Raw genomic sequence first — 19,424 nt, forward strand, 5'->3', positions numbered from 1 at the left:
CCTACATTGACCATGTTCGCCACCCATTTTTTGGTTTGGCAACGATTCTGTAGGAGCTGCCGCAGGCTGCGATCTTTTGATCTTCAAAAAAACGCCCGACCTTCACAGGCCGGGCGTTTTGTTTTGCCCTGAAAAATCAGGACTGACTGGTTGGCGTCGACGGGGTCGATGCAGCAGTCGGGGTGGCTGCCGGAGTCGGTGCAGCGGCGGAGTTCGACGCGCTGGCCGGGGTTGCCGGGGTGGCTGGCTTGGCTGCTGCGGGTGCAGCTGGCTTCGGAGCAGCGGCCTTCGGCGCGGCCGGTTTTTTCACTGCCGGTTTTTTCGCCGCAGCCGGTTTGGCCGAAGGTTTGGCAGCCGGTTTCGCGGCAGCGGTTTTCGCTGCTGGCTTGGCGGCTGGTTTGGCCGCGGACTTGGCCGCAGGTTTCGCAGCCGCTTTGGCAGCAACCGGTTTCGCGGCAGCCTTGGCGGCTGGTTTGGCAGCGGCCGTTTTAGCAGCAGGCTTGGCGGCAGCGGTTTTTGCCGCTGGCTTGGCCGCAGCTTTCGCGGCGGGTTTCGCCGCCGCTTTGGCCAGTGGCTTGGCGGTCGCTTTGGCTGCCGGTTTGGCCGCTGCGGTTTTCGCTGCAACCGGTTGGGTTTTCAGACCGGTGAGTTTCTCGATCTGCTTGGTCAGGGTCTCGACCTTGCTGTGCAGCGCTTTGACTTCATTGCGGCTTGGCACACCCAGGCGCGAAATCGCGCTGTTCAGGCGCTTGTCGAAAGCCCCTTCCAGCTCGTCCCACTTGCCCAGTGCGCGATCTTTCACGCCGCTGATGCGCGACTTGGCCGACGAAGCGGAGTCCTTGGCGGCATCGACTTTCTTGCCGACTGCAGACTTGGTGAGCTTCTCGGCTTTCTCGCCGTCTTTGACCAGTGACTCGAAGAGCTTGCTGCCGTCAGTGTCGATCTTCGAGTACACGCCTAAACCAGCCAGCCAGATTTTGCGGGAGTAGTCTTCGACTTTCCCAATCCACGAGCTGCCTTCTTTATCGGTGTTCTTTTTACCAGCCATCCCGTTCTCCTTAAGATTTACGCGCGACGCGTTCGAGCAATGCCGTCAGCTCATCGAGCTTAGCAGAGAGTGTCTCAACGTCATGTTTAGACGGAATGCCGATACGATTCAAGGCGCTTGCCACACGGGAGTCGAACGCCTTCTCGACCTTGTCGAGCTGAACTTCGACACGACCTTTGAACGAGCTGACTTCACCCTTGGCTTCATCGATCTCGGCGTTGGCGGCTTCAAGTTTTTCGGTGACGGCTTTTTTGCCTTTCTTTTCAACAGTTTGACCAGCCTTGATCAACTCTTGAAAGTAGTCGCTGCCCTCTTGGCCGACCTTGGCGTAGGCACCCAGGCCTGCCAGCCAGATCTTGCGGGCATAGGATTTGACGTCGCTCAGAGCAGAAGTCGAAGCGTCGATTTTTTTCTTCAGAATGACTTTGGCCATGGTGCACCTCACGCGCAGAAGGTTTGAGGAACTGCCCGCAGATGTGTCGGGCTCAGGCACAAAGTAGGGAGAAAAATTAGAAACGGCACCCTAACAACTGACATAAACAGTCTGCAGGACAAACACGAACCCTTGTGGGAGCGGGCTTGCCCGCGATGAGGCCGGCACATCCAGAATTTTCGTTATCTGACCCAACGCCATCGCGGGCAAGCCCGCTCCCACAGGGATTCGGGATTGAGAAAAATCGCGATCAGACCAGCGCTTTGTCCAGCGCCTTCTCGATCTCGGCTTTGATCATGCCGCTCATGGCCGACATCATGATGCCCAGTTCCACGTCGACACGGATCGAATCGTCGGCCACATGCACCGCGCCTTTCACGCCCGAGCGCTTGAGGTTCAGGGTGTCGCCCGACCACTGCGGTTCCAGGCCATATTGATCGGAGAGTTTCTGCGCCAGCTTGTCGGCCTTCTCGCGGGCGGCTTCCTTGCCCAGGCTGTGGGCACGCTCAACACTGATTTTGGCCATTGAATGACTCCTGCTTGATGAATGGGTGTCGGTAAATCTTGACCGCGTCTGCGGCAAATCGTCCCGAAGGTTGCCCATCTTACCTTTAGCCATTCCAAGACAAAGCATGGCTTGGGGATTAGAATGTCGCGCATTCTCTTTTGGTGACAGCGATATGACTGATCAGCGCAAAGGCAGCGATGCCGAACCCACCACTCACTTCGGTTTCAAAAACGTTCCGGAAAGCCAGAAAGCGGAAAAAGTCGCTGAGGTGTTCCACTCCGTAGCCGCGAAGTACGACCTGATGAACGACCTTCTGTCGGGCGGCATGCACCGTCTGTGGAAGCGTTTCGCGATCGAACTGTCCGGTGTGCGTGCAGGCAACCGCGTGCTCGATATCGCCGGCGGCACTGGTGACCTGACCAAGAAATTCTCGCACCTGGTTGGCCCGACCGGTCAGGTGGTACTGGCCGACATCAACGAATCGATGCTCAAGGTCGGTCGTGACCGCCTGCTGGATCTGGGTGTGTCGGGCAACGTCGAATTCGTCCAGGCCGATGCGGAAAAGCTGCCATTCCCGGATAACCACTTCGACTGCGTGACCATCGCCTTCGGCCTGCGCAACGTGACGCATAAAGAAGACGCCCTGCGGTCGATGCTGCGCGTGCTCAAGCCCGGCGGCCGTCTGCTGGTGCTGGAATTCTCCAAGCCGACCAACGCACTGATGTCCAAGGCGTACGACGCCTACTCGTTCGCCTTCATGCCGCTGATGGGCAAGCTGATCACCAACGACTCGGAAAGCTATCGCTACCTGGCCGAATCGATCCGCATGCACCCGAATCAGGAAACCCTGAAGTCGATGATGGTCGACGCCGGTTTCGACCGTGTGACCTATCACAACATGACCGCAGGTATCGTCGCCCTGCACCGCGGCATCAAGCCCTGATGTTGTTCACCGGGCTGCTCGCCAGCGTCGAACTCGGCCTCAACCGGGTGCTGCGTCTCGACAGCACGGCGCTGCCGCGGCTGGCGCATCTGACTGGCAAAGTGATTGCCGTGGATTGCCGCAGCCCGGCGCTGCAACTGTTCATCCTGCCCAGCGATGAGGGCCTGATGCTCGCTTCACACTGGGAAACCGGCGTCGACTGCACCCTGCGCGCACCCGCTTCCAGCCTGGTGAAACTGGCCGTGAGCAAAGACAAGACCGCGGTGCTGCACGCCCCGGAAGTCGAGCTCGACGGTGACAGCGGTGTGTTGCTGGAACTGGCCGGCGTGTTGCAGGACCTCGAGCTGGACTGGGAGTACGAACTCTCGCGCTGGCTCGGCCCGGTCGCCACGCAATTGGTCGGTGGCCATCTGCGCAGCCGCGCGCGCTGGTATCAACAAGGATTTGCCAGCCTCAACCAGAACCTCGCCGAATACCTCGCCGAAGAATCGCGCACCCTCGTCGGCCAGCGCGAAGCCGAAGCGCGGTTCAGCGAACTGGACCGGATCAAACTTGATCTGGAACGTCTCGAGGCGCGTTTCGAGCGCCTTTCCCGATCCCTCGACCCAAGCGATAACGCATGAAGCTGCTTGCCGTCCGCCGTCTGTTGCGCATCCAGCGCGTCGTGATCCGCTACCGCCTCGATGACCTGCTGTTCGAGCTGCCGTTGCCCTGGTTTCTCCTGGCGCTGCGCTACGTGCTGCCGTGGCGCTGGTTCCCGCGCAAACCGCTGGAGCTGAACCGTGGCGCGCGCCTGCGTCTGGCGCTGCAGGATCTGGGGCCGATCTTCATCAAGTTCGGGCAGATTCTTTCGACCCGCCGCGACCTGCTGCCGGAAGACATCGCCGATGAGCTGATGCTGCTGCAGGACCGTGTGCCGCCGTTCGATTCGCAGCTGTCGATCAAGCTGATCGAAGAGCAACTGGGCAAGAAAATCAGCGACGTATTCAGCCGCTTTGACGTCGAACCGCTGGCCTCGGCCTCGGTGGCGCAGGTACATGCTGCACAGCTGAAAACCGGCGAGGAAGTGGTGGTCAAGGTGATCCGCCCAGGCCTGAAACCGGTGATCGCCCAGGATCTGGCGTGGTTGTTCATCCTCGCCCGCGCCGCCGAAAAGATCTCCGCCGACGCCCGCCTGCTGCACCCGGTGGACGTGGTGCAGGACTACGAAAAAACCATCTACGACGAACTCGACCTGTTGCGTGAGGCGGCGAATGCCAGCCAGCTCAAGCGCAACTTCGAAGGCTCGCCGCTGCTTTACGTGCCGCAAGTCTATTGGGACTGGTGCCGGCCGAAAGTGCTGGTGATGGAGCGCATCTACGGGATTCAGGTAACGGATCTGGCGACCCTCGCCGACCAGCGCACCGACATGAAAATGCTCGCTGAGCGCGGCGTGGAGATCTTCTTCACCCAGGTGTTCCGCGACAGTTTCTTCCACGCCGACATGCACCCGGGCAACATCTTCGTCAGCACCGTCAACCCGTGGAGCCCGCAGTACATCGCGATCGACTGCGGCATCGTCGGCAGCCTGACCCCGGAAGACCAAGACTACCTGGCGCGCAACCTGTTCGCCTTCTTCAAGCGCGACTACCGCCGCGTCGCGCAATTGCACATCGATTCGGGCTGGGTGCCGGCGGAAACCAAACTCAACGAATTCGAAGCGGCGATCCGTACCGTGTGCGAGCCGATCTTCGAAAAACCGTTAAAAGATATTTCATTTGGCCAGGTGCTGATGCGCCTGTTCCAGACCGCGCGACGCTTCAACATGGAAGTGCAGCCGCAGCTGGTGCTGCTACAAAAGACCTTGCTGAACATCGAGGGCCTCGGCCGTCAGTTGTACCCGGATCTGGATCTGTGGAACACCGCACAACCGTTTCTCGAACGCTGGATGCGCGAGCGCGTCAGCCCGAAAGCCTTGCTCGGCAACGTGCAGAGCCAGTTCGAGCAGCTGCCGCACCTGGCCAACATGGCCCGTGATCTGCTCGAACGCATGTCGCAACCGCACGCCTACGACCCGCCGCCACCGTGGCACAAACGCAAGGACGACTGGTTCCTGCGCCTGCTCGGTTGCGCGCATCTGGCTGGCGGTACCATCCTCGCCACCGGTGGCCCGCTGCACGAACTGGGGCATTGGCCGGCGGGCATCATGGTGGCAGTCGGCTTGTATCTGGTCGTTCGCCGATAGCCAGTTCGCTGATCGGCTGGCACACTGTTTCAACGCCTGAACCTGACAATTGAAGTACGGGTTCGCTGTCGGAGTCGAAGATGAAAAACTGGCTGGACGAGATCAAGTGGGACGCCGATGGCCTGGTGCCGGCGATTGCCCAGGATCACAAGACCGGACGCGTGCTGATGATGGCCTGGATGAACCGCGAAGCGCTGGAACTGACCGCTGCGGAAAACCGTGCAATCTACTGGTCACGTTCCCGTGGCAAGCTGTGGCGCAAGGGCGAAGAGTCCGGCCACGTACAGACCCTGCATGAAATGCGCCTGGACTGTGATGCCGACGTGATCATCCTGATGGTCGAACAGATTGGCGACATCGCTTGCCATACCGGCCGTCAAAGCTGCTTTTACCGCGTCTTCGAAAACGGCGACTGGAAAACGGTCGACCCGGTTCTGAAAGACCCGCATGCAATCTACTCCGCAGGACACAAACATGAGTGACACCCTGACCCGCCTCGCTCAGGTGCTTGAAGAGCGCAAAGGCGCAGCGGCCGACAGCTCATATGTAGCTAGTCTGTATCACAAGGGCCTGAACAAGATTCTGGAGAAAGTCGGCGAAGAGTCGGTCGAAACCATTATTGCCGCCAAGGACGCCGCCATCAGCGGTGACTGCAGCGATGTGATCTACGAGACTGCCGACCTGTGGTTCCACAGCATGGTCATGCTCGCCCAGTTGGGGCAGCATCCGCAGGCCGTGCTGGATGAACTGGATCGCCGCTTCGGTCTTTCCGGACACGTCGAGAAAGCCTCGCGTCCGTCCGCCTGAACAATTTTTAGAGAGGAACAGCAACATGGGCATTTTTGACTGGAAACACTGGATCGTCATTCTGGTAGTCGTGGTGCTGGTGTTCGGCACCAAGAAACTGAAAAACCTCGGCACCGACGTCGGCGAGTCGATCAAGGGCTTCCGTAAAGCCATGAACGATGACGAAAAACCGGCCGCCGATCCGACCGTACCGCCTGCGCAGCCGGTACCACCGGTGCAGCCGCAAGCCACCGCTCAGGCCAACCCGCCGCACACCATCGACGTGCAGGCGCAGAAAGTCGAAGAGCCGATCCGCAAAGACGTGTGAGCACTGACTAATGTTTGGTATCAGCTTCTCTGAACTGCTGCTCGTCGGCCTCGTCGCCCTGCTGGTGCTGGGCCCCGAGCGTCTGCCGGGCGCTGCGCGCACCGCCGGCCTGTGGGTCGGGCGGCTGAAGCGCAGCTTCAACGCGATCAAACAGGAAGTTGAACGTGAAATCGGTGCCGACGAGATCCGTCGGCAACTGCACAACGAACACATTCTGTCGCTGGAGCAGGAGGCGCGGAAGATTTTCACGCCGGTTCAGCAGGAGCCTACGCCGGTTGAGCATGTGGGTGAGCAGACGATTCATGCGCCAGCCGCGCCAGCTGTAACAGCTCCGACACCTGCACCTGCCGCCGCTGCAGCGCCGCCAGCCCCCGTGCAGGCTGCTACAGAAACCTCGGTTGAACACGTATCTCCAACCGCCGCGCCGATCACACCTGCGCCTCACGACACCACTTTGCCGCCGCGAGCCCCATGAGCGATCTCCCTGAAAACGACCAGCACATGCCGCTGGTATCGCACCTCACCGAGTTGCGCACCCGCCTGCTGCGTTGTGTGGCGGCGGTGTTCATCATCTTCGCCGGGTTGTTCGCGTTCACCCAGCAGATCTACACCTTCGTCTCGACGCCGCTGCGCCAGTACCTGCCGGTCGGCGCGACGATGATCGCCACGGATGTGTCGTCACCGTTCCTCACGCCGCTGAAGCTGACGATGATGGTCTCGCTGTTCCTCGCGATTCCGGTGATCCTGCACCAGATCTGGGGTTTCATCGCGCCGGGCCTGTACAAGCATGAGAAGCGCGTCGCCGTGCCGCTGCTGGTGTCGAGCATCCTGCTGTTCTACACCGGCATGGCGTTCGCCTATTACTTCGTGTTCCCGCTGATCTTCAAGTTCTTCGCCGCGGCCACCCCGGCCGGCGTGGAAATGATGACCGACATCACCAGCTACCTCGACTTCGTGATGACGCTGTTCTTCGCCTTTGGCGTCGCGTTCGAAATCCCGGTGGCCGTGGTGCTGCTGGTGTGGATCGGCGTGGTCGACGTCAAATACCTGAAGAAGATCCGTCCGTACGTGATCATCGGCTGCTTCGTGGTCGGCATGATTCTCACGCCGCCGGACATCTTCTCGCAGACCCTGCTGGCCGTGCCGATGTGGATGCTGTTTGAAATCGGCATTCTGTTTGGCAACCTGGTCAGCAAACGCGAACGCCCGGACGAAACGCCGGCTGACGATCACAACGACCAGCCGCCAGCGACCCAGGCATGAACCTGCTGTTGCTCGAAGAGGCCGACTTCATCGCGGCTGACCGCGTCGTGCTGCGTGACCGGCGTCTGACGCATATGCAGGAGGTCCACCGATCCGAAGTCGGCGACAGCCTGCGTGTCGGGCGCATCAATGGGCTGATGGGTTCAGCTGAACTGTTGCGCCTTGAGGCTGGCGAAGCCGAGTTGCGCGTCAGCCTCGATCAACCGCCACCGGCCAAGCTGCCGCTGACGCTGGTACTGGCCCTGCCAAGGCCGAAAATGCTGCGCCGGGTGTTCCAGACCGTGGCGACCATGGGCGTGGCGAAGGTGATTCTGGTCAACAGCTATCGCGTCGAGAAGAGCTTCTGGCAGACGCCGTTTCTGGAGCCGGAAGCGATTCGCGAGAATTTGATCCTCGGCCTCGAACAGGCCCGCGATACCGTGCTGCCGGACATCATCATCGAGAAGCGCTTCAAGCCGTTCGTCGAAGATCGACTGCCTGCGATAACCGAAGGCACCCTCGGCCTGGTCGGCCATCCCGGCAATTATCCGCCGTGCCCGCGCGCGTTGAGCGAACCGGTAACGCTGGCGATCGGCCCCGAAGGTGGCTGGATTCCTTACGAGATCGACTTGCTTGCCAAGTCTGGCCTGCAACCGGTGCAACTGGGCGAGCGCATCCTGCGCGTCGAAACCGCCGTCACCGCCCTCCTCGCCCGCCTGTTCTGACACACCTCTCCCTGTAGGAGCTGCCGCAGGCTGCGATCTTTTGATCTTGTTTTTTAACAGCAAGATCAAAAGATCGCAGCCTCGTTGCACTCGTCAGCTCCTACAGAAACCGGGTTGGCATTCAAATCGGGTTACAGATTGCCATCACCCAGCCGATACAGTTCCCATAAGTCCAATTAGTGGTCCGAGGGGAGTCGTCGCATGTACCGTTGGTTAGCCGAGAATCTTGGGAACGTCAGCGTCAAACGCAAACTGGGCATCGGTTTCGGCCTGGTGCTGTTGCTCACCCTGCTGATTACCTTTACCGGTTGGACCGGCATGGGCGGCATTATCAGCCGTGGCGACAAGCTCGGCTTCATCTCCAGCCTCAATGAACTGACCAAGGACCTGCGCCTGGCGCGTCTGGACTATGAAGCGCGTCGTGGCGAACAAGGCCCGGGCGCGGTCAACGAGTTGCTGGCCAAACTCGCCAGCGGCTTGCAAACCGCGCGCGGCCTGATCGAGCAGCCCTCAGATGCGGCCATGGTCGATCAGCAACTGGCCGCTGTCGCCGAGTACAAACGCGCCTTCGCCGACATGACACAGGCCACCGTGCAGCGTGAGGACGCGCGCAGCAAGCTTGGCGCCAGTGCCGACAATGCCGTGGCCAAAGTCTCGGAAGTCGAGAAATCCATGCTGCAGGGTGACAGCGTCGCGCAATTCAACAGCGTGATCGAACTGAGCAAACTGTTGCAGCAAGCGCGCTATCAGGTGCGCGGCTACACCTACAGCGGCAAGGCCGAGGCGGAGCAGCCAGCGCTGGACGCCATCGACAATGCACTGAAAAACCTCGACAGCCTGCCGGCGAAACTGCCCGAACAGCACATCGCCAACCTGCAACAGGCCACCGACTCGATCAAGGCTTATCGCGCGGCGGTCGCCCAGTTCCGCGACTCGCAGGTGAACAATGCCAAGGCCGGGGCAACCATGACAGCTCAGGGCGACATCCTCCTCGACCTCAGCAAGAAACTCACCGAATCGCAAACCGTGGTGCGCGATACCGATGCCGCACACGCCAAGAACATGCTGATCATCGCCACCCTGCTGGCCGTGGCCTTCGGTTTGCTGGCTGCATGGGCGATCACCCGGCAGATCATCATTCCGCTGAACCAGACCCTGAAAGTCGCCGAGCGTGTGGCTGCCGGCGACTTGACCCACAACCTGGTGTCGCAGCGTCGCGACGAACTCGGCCAGTTGCAGCGTTCGATGCAGAGCATGACCCAAGGTCTGCGCGAGCTGATCGGCGGCATCAGCGACGGCGTCACGCAGATCGCCAGTGCCGCCGAAGAATTGTCTGCCGTCACCGAGCAGACCAGCGCCGGGGTCAACAATCAGAAAGTCGAGACCGACCAAGTCGCCACCGCCATGAACGAAATGGCTGCCACAGTGCAGGAAGTCGCGCGCAACGCCGAGGAAGCTTCGGAAGCAGCCGTCGCTGCTGACCAGCAGGCCCGCGAAGGCGACAAGGTGGTGGGTGAAGCCATCGCGCAGATCGAGCGCCTCGCGGCCGAGGTTGGCCACTCCACCGAGGCTATGGGCGAACTCAAGCGCGAGAGCGACAAGATCGGCAGCGTGCTCGACGTGATCAAGTCGGTGGCCCAGCAAACCAACCTGCTGGCGCTCAACGCTGCCATCGAGGCGGCGCGTGCCGGTGAAGCCGGGCGTGGCTTTGCGGTGGTCGCCGATGAAGTGCGCAGCCTCGCCCAGCGCACGCAGAAGTCCACCGAAGAGATCGAAGAGCTGATCGTCGGCCTGCAGACCGGCACCCAGCAAGTGGCGACAATCATGGACAACAGCCGCAGCCTGACCGACAGCAGCGTCGAACTGACCCGCCGCGCCGGTGGCTCGCTGGAAAGCATCACCCGTACCGTCTCGGCGATTCAGGCGATGAACCAGCAGATTGCAGCGGCAGCCGAGCAGCAGAGCGCCGTGGCTGAAGAGATCAACCGCAGTGTGCTGAATGTGCGGGATGTGTCGGATCAGACGTCGGCGGCGAGTGAAGAGACGGCGGCTTCCAGCGTTGAGCTGGCACGCTTGGGGACTCATCTGCAGATGCTGGTGGGGCGGTTCAAGGTCTAACCGTCACAGCAAAAGATCGCAGCCTTCGGCAGCTCCTACAGGTGTACACATGACTCTGTAGGAGCTGCCGAAGGCTGCGATCTTTTTTGCTTTACAGGACCTGACGCAGGAAAGCCTGCGCCCGCGGATCCTTCGGCGCATCGAAGAACTCCGCCGGGGACGCATCTTCCAGCAATTTGCCGTGATCGAAGAACAGCACCCGATCCGCCACTTCCCGGGCGAAGCCCATTTCGTGCGTGACGCAGACCATGGTCATGCCTTCCACGGCCAGGTTCTTCATCACATCCAGCACTTCACCGACCATTTCCGGGTCGAGGGCCGACGTCGGCTCGTCGAACAGCATCACTTTCGGGTCCATCGCCAGCGCCCGGGCAATCGCTACGCGCTGCTGCTGACCGCCGGACAGACGTGACGGGTATTCGCGAGCTTTTTGCGCGATACCGACCTTCTCCAGCAACGCCAAGGCCTTGGCCTCACTTTCCTTCTGCCCGCGCTTGCGCACGACCTTCTGCGCCAGGCAGAGGTTTTCCAGCACGGTCATGTGCGGGAACAGGTTGAAATGCTGGAAGACCATGCCGACTTCGCGGCGGTAGGCGTTGACGTCGGTTTTCGGGTCGGCCAGTTGCAGGCCGTCGATGCTCACCGAACCCGAGTCGAACGCTTCCAGGCCATTGAGGCAGCGCAGGAAGGTCGATTTGCCGGAGCCGGACGGGCCGATCACCACCAGCACTTCGCCCTTGGCCACCGTGGTGGTGACGTTATCCACCGCCCGCACTACCTGACCACGGGTGTCGAAGACTTTTACCAGATCGCGGACTTCAATCACTTTGCGCGAGCCTCCGCTCAAGCCGGCTGGCGATTTTCGACAGCGGCAGGTTGATCAACAGGTACAGGCCGGCAACGCAGAACAGGATTTCGAACGGCGAGAACGAGGTGGTGATGACTTCACGACCACTTTTCAGCAGCTCGGTAATCGCAATCACCGACACCAGCGAGGTGTCCTTGACCAGACTGATGAACTGCCCGGCCAGCGGCGGCAGTACGCGTTTGAACGCTTGCGGCAGCACCACATGGCGCATCGACTGGCCGGCGCTCAGACCCAGCGAGCGAGCCGCTTCGTTCTGGCCACGGGCAATCGACTGCACACCGGAGCGGATGATCTCCGCGACGTAGGCGCCGGTAAACAGCGACAGCGCGGCGATCCCGGCGAACTCCCGGGACAGGTTCATCACCGTGCCGATGAAGAAGTAGAAAATGAAGATCTGCACCAGCAGCGGCGTACCGCGCACCAGCTCGACGTAGATGCTCGACAGGTCGCGCAGGGTCGGGTTGCTCGACAAGCGGCACAGCCCGGTGACCAGACCGATCAGCAGACCGAGCACACCCGACACCACCGACAGCCACAGCGTGGTCCAAAGGCCCCACAGCAGCGGCCCTGCCGCCCAATGCCGGGTCACGCCCACAACGTCGCCTTCCGCCACATCGTCGCCCTGAGCGAATTGCAGGCTGTTCTCGTCGACGGTCAGGTGCTGTTCATCCCCGGCGTCGTTGCGCAAAGTGACTTGCGCACTGCCGCCCTTGCGCACCAGTTCGGTGACGGTGGAGATGTCGCTAGCGCGCTGGGACTCTTCGGCCTGATAGGCGAAGTACTGCGGCACGCGGTTCCAGCGCCATTCGTAGGACATCAGCGACGTGGCGTAATACAACGCGCCCGCCAGGCCGACCAGCACCAGCACGGTCAGGACGTGCCAGGGCCATTGGGCTTTTTTCTGTTTCATTGCAGGTTCCGGAATTTGTGTTGCCTGGGCGGCACTCTTCGCGAGCAAGCTCGCTCCCACAAGTTCAGTGGCGGACACAAAATTTGTGTTCACCTAAAACACTGTGGGAGCGAGCTTGCTCGCGAATGGGGCGACTCGATCCAACTGATCAAGCGTTATTCCATGTCCTTGAGCCACTCGGTGCTCTTGAACCACTTGTCATGGATGCGATCGTAAGTGCCGTCTTCGTGGATCTGGTGCAGGAAGTTATTGATGAAGTTGAGGCTGTCGTAATCACCCTTCTTCAGACCGAAGGCCAGCGGCTCGTAGGTGAACGGCTTGTCGAGGAACACCAGTTTGCCGGCGCCGACCTTGTTCACCGCGACCACGTTGTACGGCGCGTCGTAGATGAACGCGTCGGCCTTGCCGTTGACCACGTCGAGCACGGCTTCCTGCTCGTTGTCGTAGCCGTGGTACTTGGCTTTGGCGATCAGCTTCTTGGCGACCATCTCACCGGTGGTGCCGAGCTTGGAGGTGATGCGGTAGTCGGCGGTGTTCAGGTCTTTATAGGACTTGATGGTGCCTTCCAGCTCCTTGCGGATCAGCAGGGTCTGGCCGACCACAATGAACGGTTCGCTGAAGTTCAGGCGCAGGTTACGTTCCTGAGTCAGGGTCATGCCGCTGCCGATCATATCGAACTTGTCGGTCATCAGCGCCGGAATGATCCCGTCGTAACCGGTGGACACCAGCTCCAGCTTGACGCCCATGGCCTTGGACATGGCTTTGAGGATGTCGACTTCGAAGCCGATGATCTCGCCGCGCTTGTTGGTCATTTCGAACGGCATGTAGGTCGGATCCATACCGACTTTCAACGTGCCGCGCTTGACCGCGTCATCGATTGCACCGGCGTGCGCCGCATTGACTGCAACCAGTGCCGTGACGCCGACCAGCAGCATCGACAGATACTTCTTCATCTTCAAGTCCCCAAAACCATTGCATGTGCGGCGCGAAAAACAGCCGTGATGGGCAAAAATGCCCGGGTGCGCCAATTCGGGGACGGATGCTAACGCACTCGTCCGTTTGCACAAGGTTTTTTGCGGGGATTTGTTGTTGCAGGGAGGGTTTTAAAAGCAAAAGATCGCAGCCTTCGGCAGCTCCTACAGGTATGTACATAACCCTGCAGGAGCTGCCGAAGGCTGCGATCTTTTAAAAAAAAGCCCCGCATTGGCGGGGCTTTTTCTTAGGCCGGTTGAGCCTGCATGCTCAGCGGTCGCAACGGCAGCAGCGGCGCATGCGGATCGGCTTTCACCGAAGCACGCCAGGCATCCAGCCATTCCTTGTGATCTTCGGACCAGACCAGCTCGTGCAGACGCGCCAGCGCCACCGGATCGCTCAGCAGTTGCAGGCGATCATGGTTGTTCAGCCCGGCCGGACCGACCTTGATCGCGTGACGCACACGTTCCTGACGCAGCCACTCGATCGGCTCGGCCTGACCGTGACGGGCCGTCGCCAGCGAACACGCCAAGGCGTTCTGCTGTGGATCGACCACCGCACGAATAAAGCCGTCGTTCAGCGCGTGCCAACGGTTTTCGTGGGTGTACTGATCGGTCGCCAGCAGCGCCTGTGGCGGATTGTATTCCTCGGGGATGAGGAACAGGCTCTCGTCACGGGACTTGAGGCCCAGACCGACACGACTGGAAATCACCGACACCGGAATCGACAGCATCAGCGAACCGACGATCGGCACCAGCCACCACAGGAAGCTCGGGTTCAGCCAGATCACCAGCAGCGCCCAGCAGAAACCCAGCAAGGTCTGCGGACCGTGGCGCTTGACCGCCTCGCTCCATGGCGTGGAGTCGTCGTCACGCTGCGGCGAGTTCCAGGTCGCGGCCCAGCCGAGGAACGCGGCCAGGACGAAACGGGTGTGGAAAATCATCCGCACCGGTGCCAGCAGCATGGAGAACAGCATCTCCAGCAGCATCGACAGGGTCACCTTGAACTTGCCACCGAACTCTTTCGCGCCCTTGGCCCAGATCAGGATGATGCTCAGCAGTTTCGGCAGGAACAGCAGCACAATGGTCGTCGAGAACAGCGCGATCGCCTTGTCCGGGTGCCATTGCGGCCACAGCGGATAAAGCTGACGCGGTTCAAGGAAGTACTGCGGCTCCATCAGCGTGTTCACCGCCAGCAGCGCGGTCGACAGCACCAGGAAGAAGAACCACAACGGCGCCGACAGGTACGACATCACGCCAGTCAGGAACACCGCACGGTGCACCGGGTGCATGCCCTTGACCAGGAACAGGCGGAAGTTCATCAGGTTGCCGTGGCACCAGCGACGGTCACGCTTGAGCTCGTCGAGCAGGTTTGGCGGCAGTTCTTCGTAGCTGCCCGGCAGATCGTAGGCAATCCACACGCCCCAACCGGCACGACGCATCAGCGCGGCTTCAACGAAGTCGTGAGACAGGATCGCCCCGGAGAACGCACCTTTGCCCGGCAACGGCGCCAGGGCGCAGTGGTCGATGAACGGCTTCATGCGGATGATCGCGTTGTGACCCCAGTAGTGGGATTCACCCAACTGCCAGAAGTGCAGACCGGCGGTAAACAGCGGACCGTACACGCGGGTGGCGAACTGCTGCATGCGCGCATACAGCGTGTCCATGCCCGACGCCCGTGGCGCGGTCTGGATGATCCCGGCGTCCGGCGTGGCTTCCATCAGGCGTACCAGACTGGTCAGACACTCGCCGCTCATCACCGAGTCGGCGTCGAGCACGACCATGTACTTGTAGTCACCGCCCCAACGACGGCAGAAGTCGTCGAGGTTGCCGCTCTTGCGTTTCACACGACGGCGACGGCGGCGATAGAATATCTTGCCGAAGCCCTTGGCTTCGCGGCAGACGTCCAGCCAGGCCTGTTGCTCGGCGACGCAGATATCGGTGTCGTTACTGTCGCTGAGGACGAAGAAGTCGAAGCGATCCAGATCACCGGTGGCCGCGACCGATTCGAAGGTGGCGCGCAGACCGGCGAATACCCGGGGCACGTCTTCGTTGCAGATCGGCATCACCAGCGCAGTACGGGCGTCCTTCGGAATCGGCTCGTTGCCAGCGCTTTTGCCGGAGATACGGTATTTGTCGTGACCGGTGAGCAACTCAAGGAAGCCCATCAGCGCCGTCCAGAAGCCGGCCGACACCCAGCAGAACAGAATCCCGAACAGAATCAGGATGCTGGTTTGCAGCGCATACGGCAGCACTTGCGTGGCGGTTTGCAGCAGCGGCTGGTGCAGGACCTCTTCAAGATCGACAAACGACCAGCCCTGGTACGGCATGATGCCTTTCATGTACCAGCCGGCGACGATGGTCTGACCGAGCATCAGCAGCAACAGAATGTAGCGACGGATCGAACCGACGGTGCGCCAGCGCGCGGCCGGCAACACATTCGCATCTTTTGGCGGCTGCGGCGGGTTGGTGCGACCGGTCAGACGGCGCCAGCCACGCACCAGAATATTGGTGCGCCAGGGTTCCGGCACGACTTTGGTCCGGTGAATGGGCGGCGTCGCCTTCATGGCGACCCGGCCGCTGGCGTCGAGCACCAGCATTTCCGCCTCTTCCAGTTCCTCGGCGGTGCTCAGGGTCAGGCGCTTGCCCACCGAAGCCTGGGCGGCTTCGGCAGGGGCGTCGAACGTTGGCGACGACAGGCGCTGGTGCAGTTCGCTGAAAGACTGGCAGCCCGCGAGTTCCGCGCGCTGCTCGTCGGTCATCGGCAGATGCGCCAGATACTCCGACAGAGTTTCTGGCTGTACTTGAGAGTTACTCATCGGCAGGCAACTGATAGCTCCAGGTCTCGGTCAGGACTTCTTCAGTCGGTGCCGATTCCGGTGTGGCTGGGGCCGCGTTCGCAGCCGCTGGCTGCTTGGCGTCTTTGTTGGCCTTGTCCTTGGCATCTGCGGCGGGCTTGGCGTCGGCCTGTTTGGCTTCAGCGGCCTTGGCTTCCTTGTCTTCCTTCTCTTGTTGCTTGGCGGCGATCTTGTCAGCCTTGGCCACCGACGAATTCGACGCCGGTACCGAAGATTTGGCCAGATCAGCGGTGACCACTGGCTGGACCAGGGCAGCACGCATCTCGGTGGACTTGCTCGCGTCCTTGATCTTCATCCGCAGGGTCAGGCGCCAGCCCTTGGTTTCCGGGTTGTAGCGCACGCTGTTCTCGACCAGCTCGGCGTTATCGCCAACGCTGACCTGACTGCGTACGTCGGCATCCGGCGCCAGGGCTGCCAGCGATGGACCTTCGAAGTCGACCAGGTAGGCAACGCTGCCGTCCGGCTGACGGATCAGGTTCGACTGCTTGACGTCACCGGTCGAACGCAGGGTCTGCTTGACCCAGGCGCTGTCGGGGGCGTGAATCGCCGCTTCGTCCATGGTCCAGTGCAGGCGGTAGGCGAAGTCCAGCGGCTTGCCCGGCTCCGGCATGGTTTCCGGGCTCCAGAACGCAACGATGTTGTCGTTGGTTTCGTCGGCGGTCGGAATCTCTACCAGATCAACGGTGCCCTTGCCCCACTCGCCCTTCGGCTCGATCCAGGCGCTTGGGCGCTTGTCGTAGCGGTCGTCGAGGTCTTCGTAGTGGCTGAAGTCGCGGCCACGCTGCAGCAGACCGAAACCACGCGGGTTCTCGACGCTGAAGTTGCTCACGGCCAGGTGTTTCGGGTTGTTCAGCGGACGCCAGATCCACTCGCCGTTGCCGGCATGGATCGACAGACCGCTGGAGTCGTGCAGCTCACGACGGTAGTTGAGGACTTTCGACGGCTGGTTGGCGCCGAACAGGAACATGCTGGTCAACGGCGCGATGCCCAGTTTGCCGACCTTGTCACGCAGGAACATCTGCGCCTTGACGTCGACAATGGTGTCGCTGCCCGGACGCAGGATCAGCCGATAGGCACCGGTGGCGCGCGGCGAATCAAGCAGGGCGAAGATCACCAGATGCTTGTCGCCCGGCTTCGGCTGCTGAATCCAGAACTCGCGGAAACGCGGAAACTCTTCGCCCGACGGCAGCGCGGTGTCGATCGCCAGACCACGGGCCGACAGACCGTAGGTGTGACCCTTGCCGACGACGCGGAAGTAACTCGCGCCAAGCATGGTCATGATTTCGTCTTGTTTGTCGGCCTTGTTGATCGGGTACAGCACACGGAAACCGGCGTAGCCCAGCTGCTCGGTGGCCTTCGGATCGAACTTGAGGTCGCCGAAATCGAAGCGGGTCGGATCGTATTTGATCTCTTCGACGGTGTTCGCCGTGATTTCGTTGATTTTCACCGGCGTATCGAAGTGCATGCCCTGGTGATAGAAGGACAGCTTGAACGGGGTCTTCTGATCGGCCCACTCAGCCTTTTCGGTGAGGAAGCGGATTTTCTGATAGTCCGCGAATTTCATGTCGCGGAATTCGTTCGGCAGGTTGCTGCGCGGGGCTTCGAACTTCTGCCCGGCGAGCTCTTTAGCCTTGGCTGATACATCGTCAAGATTGAACGCCCAAAGCTGGCCGGCGCTGAGCAGGCACAGGAGCGCCGAACCCGCTACCAGGGCACTTCGCATGCGTTTGGCAGACATTTTTGCTGCATTACAGGGACTAACAATCACGAGCAACCCTCGCCGAAAACAGATCAAAAAACCAACGGCCAGCTATCTATATGCCAGGTTGGCGAGCATTGTTCCGACTCCGCTGGGGCAAAATGATTCCCCAATCGGATCCAGACAAGTCTCTACCTAAGTCAAAAATGGACCAACGAACGCTGATCCCCATAGCGCGCGATTATCTAGTAGCCCGCGTGACAACGCATCAGGGGTAACAAAGTATTTATCGCGAAAAACGCCTGTTTTCAGTCGAAAAGCCCTTGAAAAGATGTTTCAAGCGCTTTCATGTCTGTAACAGGAAGGTGACCGGGCCATCGTTGACCAGGTGCACCTGCATATCCGCGCCGAATCTACCTGATGCCACAGTGCCATGCATCTGTTTCGCTTTGCCGAATAGATAGTCGAACAATTCCTCGCCCAATGCCGGAGGGGCCGCGGTCGAGAAACTCGGACGCAACCCGCTCTTGGTGTCGGCAGCCAAGGTGAACTGAGAGACCAGCAGCAACCCGCCGCCCACATCCGCCAGGGACAGATTCATCTTGCCCTCGGCGTCACTGAATACCCGATAGTTAAGCAGCTTATGCAGAAGTTTGTCGGCACTGGCACGGGTGTCGTCGGGTTCGACCGCCACCAGCACCAGCAAACCCTGATCCACCGCGCCGACTATTTCTCCCGCGACTTCGACCCGCGCACCGCGCACGCGCTGCAGAAGCCCTTTCATGCTTCTTCTGGCGGCAGGTCGAGCAGGCGGCGGGCCATGTTGCTCGCGGCACGCACCAGCGCGTCGGTAATGCCTGGCTCGGAGGCGGCGTGGCCAGCATCGCGAATCACCTGCAGCTCGCTGTTCGGCCAGGCCTGATGCAATTCCCAGGCGTTGTCCAGCGGGCAGATCACGTCGTAGCGACCGTGAATGATCACCCCCGGCAGATGAGCGATCTTGCCCATGTCGCGGATCAGTTGGTTCGGCTCGAGGAACGCATTGTTGGTGAAGTAGTGGCATTCGATCCGCGCGATCGACAGGGCGCGCTGCGGCTCGGAGAAACGGTCGACCACCAGCGGGTTCGGCCGCAGGGTCGCGGTGCGCCCTTCCCATGTCGACCAGGCCTTGGCCGCGTGCATCTGGGCGATCTGATCGTTACCGACCAGGCGCTTGTGGAAAGCGCTGAGCAGATCGTCGCGCTCGTCCAGCGGGATCGGCGCGATGTAGTCCTGCCAGTAATCGGGAAACAGACGGCTGGCACCGGCCTGATAGAACCACTCGATTTCCTGCGGACGGCAGAGAAAGATCCCACGCAGGATCAGACCGTGAACACGCTCCGGATGGGTTTGTGCGTAGGCCAGCGCCAGGGTCGAGCCCCACGAACCGCCAAACAGCACCCATTTGTCGATGCCCAAGTGCTTGCGGATACGCTCGAGGTCGGCGACCAGATCCCAGGTGGTGTTGTTTTCCAGGCTGGCGTGGGGGGTGGAGCGTCCGCAGCCGCGCTGGTCGAAGGTGACAATGCGATACAGGTTCGGGTCGAAATAGCGACGGCTCTGCGCGTCGCAACCGGCGCCTGGACCACCGTGGATGAACACCACCGGCAAGCCTTCCGGAGAACCGCTTTCGTCGACGTACAGCGTGTGGGTGTCATCGACAGCCAGATCGTGCCGGGCATGGGGTTTGATCTGCGGAAACAATGTCTGCATTGCGTGCTCCG

General features: G+C 60.9%; 20 protein-coding genes and 1 pseudogene. 11 read left to right on the forward strand and 10 right to left on the reverse strand.

Going from position 1 to position 19,424, the window contains the following annotated elements; translation table 11 throughout:
- Positions 1-136 precede the first annotated feature (136 nt).
- The 3 genes from AB1J88_RS18685 to AB1J88_RS18695 form a co-directional block, all read right to left on the reverse strand.
- The gene (locus AB1J88_RS18685; RefSeq protein WP_430291692.1) at positions 137-1,048 is read right to left on the reverse strand and encodes a phasin family protein; all 912 of its coding nucleotides are present in this window, start codon (positions 1,046-1,048) and stop codon (positions 137-139) included.
- A gap of 10 nt (positions 1,049-1,058) precedes the next feature.
- Positions 1,059-1,481: a phasin family protein gene (locus tag AB1J88_RS18690; RefSeq protein WP_041074948.1), complete on the reverse strand. Its 423-nt coding sequence runs from the start codon at positions 1,479-1,481 to the stop codon at positions 1,059-1,061.
- Positions 1,482-1,731: 250 nt separating this feature from the next.
- Entirely contained in the window at positions 1,732-2,007 is a 276-nt protein-coding gene (locus AB1J88_RS18695; RefSeq protein ID WP_003220859.1) for a polyhydroxyalkanoic acid system family protein, read from the reverse strand.
- A gap of 154 nt (positions 2,008-2,161) precedes the next feature.
- Between AB1J88_RS18695 and ubiE the strand changes: the two genes are divergently transcribed.
- The 11 genes and pseudogenes from ubiE to AB1J88_RS18750 all read left to right on the forward strand — a co-directional run bounded on the left by ubiE (position 2,162) and on the right by AB1J88_RS18750 (position 10,355).
- Positions 2,162-2,932: a bifunctional demethylmenaquinone methyltransferase/2-methoxy-6-polyprenyl-1,4-benzoquinol methylase UbiE gene (gene ubiE / locus AB1J88_RS18700; protein WP_007961779.1), complete on the forward strand. Its 771-nt coding sequence runs from the start codon at positions 2,162-2,164 to the stop codon at positions 2,930-2,932.
- On the forward strand, positions 2,932-3,555 hold the full coding sequence (locus AB1J88_RS18705; protein WP_430291693.1) for a ubiquinone biosynthesis accessory factor UbiJ: 624 nt from the start codon (positions 2,932-2,934) through the stop codon (positions 3,553-3,555). The genes ubiE and AB1J88_RS18705 overlap by 1 nt, the downstream gene beginning before the upstream one ends.
- The gene (gene ubiB / locus AB1J88_RS18710) at positions 3,552-5,156 is read left to right on the forward strand and encodes a ubiquinone biosynthesis regulatory protein kinase UbiB (RefSeq protein ID WP_430291695.1); all 1,605 of its coding nucleotides are present in this window, start codon (positions 3,552-3,554) and stop codon (positions 5,154-5,156) included. The genes AB1J88_RS18705 and ubiB overlap by 4 nt, the downstream gene beginning before the upstream one ends.
- An 80-nt stretch (positions 5,157-5,236) precedes the next feature.
- Complete coding sequence (gene hisI / locus AB1J88_RS18715) at positions 5,237-5,638, forward strand: phosphoribosyl-AMP cyclohydrolase (protein ID WP_007909357.1); 402 nt, start codon at positions 5,237-5,239, stop codon at positions 5,636-5,638.
- Positions 5,631-5,963 carry a phosphoribosyl-ATP diphosphatase gene (locus AB1J88_RS18720; RefSeq protein ID WP_003220849.1) on the forward strand — a complete coding sequence of 111 codons (333 nt, stop codon included), beginning with the start codon at positions 5,631-5,633 and terminating at the stop codon, positions 5,961-5,963. The genes hisI and AB1J88_RS18720 overlap by 8 nt, the downstream gene beginning before the upstream one ends.
- Before the next feature lie 25 nt (positions 5,964-5,988).
- Entirely contained in the window at positions 5,989-6,270 is a 282-nt protein-coding gene (locus AB1J88_RS18725) for a twin-arginine translocase TatA/TatE family subunit (RefSeq protein WP_430291697.1), read from the forward strand.
- Positions 6,271-6,280: 10 nt separating this feature from the next.
- Positions 6,281-6,745 carry a Sec-independent protein translocase protein TatB gene (gene tatB / locus AB1J88_RS18730; protein WP_430291698.1) on the forward strand — a complete coding sequence of 155 codons (465 nt, stop codon included), beginning with the start codon at positions 6,281-6,283 and terminating at the stop codon, positions 6,743-6,745.
- The gene (gene tatC, locus AB1J88_RS18735) at positions 6,742-7,533 is read left to right on the forward strand and encodes a twin-arginine translocase subunit TatC (RefSeq protein WP_198760254.1); all 792 of its coding nucleotides are present in this window, start codon (positions 6,742-6,744) and stop codon (positions 7,531-7,533) included. Before tatB ends, tatC begins: the two co-directional genes overlap by 4 nt.
- On the forward strand, positions 7,530-8,237 hold the full coding sequence (locus AB1J88_RS18740; protein WP_430291699.1) for a 16S rRNA (uracil(1498)-N(3))-methyltransferase: 708 nt from the start codon (positions 7,530-7,532) through the stop codon (positions 8,235-8,237). Before tatC ends, AB1J88_RS18740 begins: the two co-directional genes overlap by 4 nt.
- Before the next feature lie 318 nt (positions 8,238-8,555).
- Positions 8,556-9,500 (forward strand): annotated as a pseudogene (locus tag AB1J88_RS18745) (methyl-accepting chemotaxis protein); the annotation flags it as partial.
- A 141-nt stretch (positions 9,501-9,641) separates the two neighbouring features.
- Complete coding sequence (locus AB1J88_RS18750) at positions 9,642-10,355, forward strand: methyl-accepting chemotaxis protein (protein WP_414904472.1); 714 nt, start codon at positions 9,642-9,644, stop codon at positions 10,353-10,355.
- A gap of 91 nt (positions 10,356-10,446) precedes the next feature.
- On the opposite strand, the gene AB1J88_RS18755 is transcribed toward AB1J88_RS18750, so the two are convergent.
- The 7 genes from AB1J88_RS18755 to pip form a co-directional block, all read right to left on the reverse strand.
- Positions 10,447-11,181 carry an amino acid ABC transporter ATP-binding protein gene (locus AB1J88_RS18755; protein WP_041071506.1) on the reverse strand — a complete coding sequence of 245 codons (735 nt, stop codon included), beginning with the start codon at positions 11,179-11,181 and terminating at the stop codon, positions 10,447-10,449.
- Entirely contained in the window at positions 11,174-12,133 is a 960-nt protein-coding gene (locus tag AB1J88_RS18760) for an amino acid ABC transporter permease (RefSeq protein ID WP_041071503.1), read from the reverse strand. Before AB1J88_RS18760 ends, AB1J88_RS18755 begins: the two co-directional genes overlap by 8 nt.
- 155 nt (positions 12,134-12,288) lie before the next feature.
- Positions 12,289-13,086: a transporter substrate-binding domain-containing protein gene (locus tag AB1J88_RS18765; protein WP_041071500.1), complete on the reverse strand. Its 798-nt coding sequence runs from the start codon at positions 13,084-13,086 to the stop codon at positions 12,289-12,291.
- 266 nt (positions 13,087-13,352) lie between these two features.
- Positions 13,353-15,923, reverse strand: coding sequence for a glucans biosynthesis glucosyltransferase MdoH (mdoH, locus tag AB1J88_RS18770; RefSeq protein ID WP_086793917.1), 2,571 nt, complete (start codon positions 15,921-15,923; stop codon positions 13,353-13,355).
- The gene (locus tag AB1J88_RS18775) at positions 15,916-17,700 is read right to left on the reverse strand and encodes a glucan biosynthesis protein G (RefSeq protein ID WP_161794907.1); all 1,785 of its coding nucleotides are present in this window, start codon (positions 17,698-17,700) and stop codon (positions 15,916-15,918) included. Before AB1J88_RS18775 ends, mdoH begins: the two co-directional genes overlap by 8 nt.
- Before the next feature lie 307 nt (positions 17,701-18,007).
- Positions 18,008-18,445 carry a D-aminoacyl-tRNA deacylase gene (gene dtd / locus AB1J88_RS18780; RefSeq protein ID WP_430291701.1) on the reverse strand — a complete coding sequence of 146 codons (438 nt, stop codon included), beginning with the start codon at positions 18,443-18,445 and terminating at the stop codon, positions 18,008-18,010.
- Positions 18,442-19,413: a prolyl aminopeptidase gene (pip, locus tag AB1J88_RS18785; protein WP_003220824.1), complete on the reverse strand. Its 972-nt coding sequence runs from the start codon at positions 19,411-19,413 to the stop codon at positions 18,442-18,444. The genes dtd and pip overlap by 4 nt, the downstream gene beginning before the upstream one ends.
- Positions 19,414-19,424 lie beyond the last annotated feature (11 nt).

It is taken from the genome of Pseudomonas sp. S8, assembly GCF_050473925.1.
GTDB lineage: Bacteria > Pseudomonadota > Gammaproteobacteria > Pseudomonadales > Pseudomonadaceae > Aquipseudomonas > Aquipseudomonas parakoreensis.

What these genes read in the sequence shown, in the direction of transcription:
- tatC (WP_198760254.1), top strand. Translation starts at nt 6,742, where the DNA reads ATGAGCGATCTCCCTGAAAACGACCAGCACATGCCGCTGGTATCGCAC.
- AB1J88_RS18705 (WP_430291693.1), top strand. Translation starts at nt 2,932, where the DNA reads ATGTTGTTCACCGGGCTGCTCGCCAGCGTCGAACTCGGCCTCAACCGG.
- pip (WP_003220824.1), bottom strand. Translation starts at nt 19,413, where the DNA reads ATGCAGACATTGTTTCCGCAGATCAAACCCCATGCCCGGCACGATCTG.
- AB1J88_RS18760 (WP_041071503.1), bottom strand. Translation starts at nt 12,133, where the DNA reads ATGAAACAGAAAAAAGCCCAATGGCCCTGGCACGTCCTGACCGTGCTG.
- AB1J88_RS18685 (WP_430291692.1), bottom strand. Translation starts at nt 1,048, where the DNA reads ATGGCTGGTAAAAAGAACACCGATAAAGAAGGCAGCTCGTGGATTGGG.
- dtd (WP_430291701.1), bottom strand. Translation starts at nt 18,445, where the DNA reads ATGAAAGGGCTTCTGCAGCGCGTGCGCGGTGCGCGGGTCGAAGTCGCG.
- hisI (WP_007909357.1), top strand. Translation starts at nt 5,237, where the DNA reads ATGAAAAACTGGCTGGACGAGATCAAGTGGGACGCCGATGGCCTGGTG.
- AB1J88_RS18695 (WP_003220859.1), bottom strand. Translation starts at nt 2,007, where the DNA reads ATGGCCAAAATCAGTGTTGAGCGTGCCCACAGCCTGGGCAAGGAAGCC.
- AB1J88_RS18740 (WP_430291699.1), top strand. Translation starts at nt 7,530, where the DNA reads ATGAACCTGCTGTTGCTCGAAGAGGCCGACTTCATCGCGGCTGACCGC.
- AB1J88_RS18725 (WP_430291697.1), top strand. Translation starts at nt 5,989, where the DNA reads ATGGGCATTTTTGACTGGAAACACTGGATCGTCATTCTGGTAGTCGTG.
- AB1J88_RS18690 (WP_041074948.1), bottom strand. Translation starts at nt 1,481, where the DNA reads ATGGCCAAAGTCATTCTGAAGAAAAAAATCGACGCTTCGACTTCTGCT.
- AB1J88_RS18720 (WP_003220849.1), top strand. Translation starts at nt 5,631, where the DNA reads ATGAGTGACACCCTGACCCGCCTCGCTCAGGTGCTTGAAGAGCGCAAA.
- mdoH (WP_086793917.1), bottom strand. Translation starts at nt 15,923, where the DNA reads ATGAGTAACTCTCAAGTACAGCCAGAAACTCTGTCGGAGTATCTGGCG.
- ubiE (WP_007961779.1), top strand. Translation starts at nt 2,162, where the DNA reads ATGACTGATCAGCGCAAAGGCAGCGATGCCGAACCCACCACTCACTTC.
- AB1J88_RS18765 (WP_041071500.1), bottom strand. Translation starts at nt 13,086, where the DNA reads ATGAAGAAGTATCTGTCGATGCTGCTGGTCGGCGTCACGGCACTGGTT.
- AB1J88_RS18750 (WP_414904472.1), top strand. Translation starts at nt 9,642, where the DNA reads ATGAACGAAATGGCTGCCACAGTGCAGGAAGTCGCGCGCAACGCCGAG.
- ubiB (WP_430291695.1), top strand. Translation starts at nt 3,552, where the DNA reads ATGAAGCTGCTTGCCGTCCGCCGTCTGTTGCGCATCCAGCGCGTCGTG.
- tatB (WP_430291698.1), top strand. Translation starts at nt 6,281, where the DNA reads ATGTTTGGTATCAGCTTCTCTGAACTGCTGCTCGTCGGCCTCGTCGCC.
- AB1J88_RS18775 (WP_161794907.1), bottom strand. Translation starts at nt 17,700, where the DNA reads ATGTCTGCCAAACGCATGCGAAGTGCCCTGGTAGCGGGTTCGGCGCTC.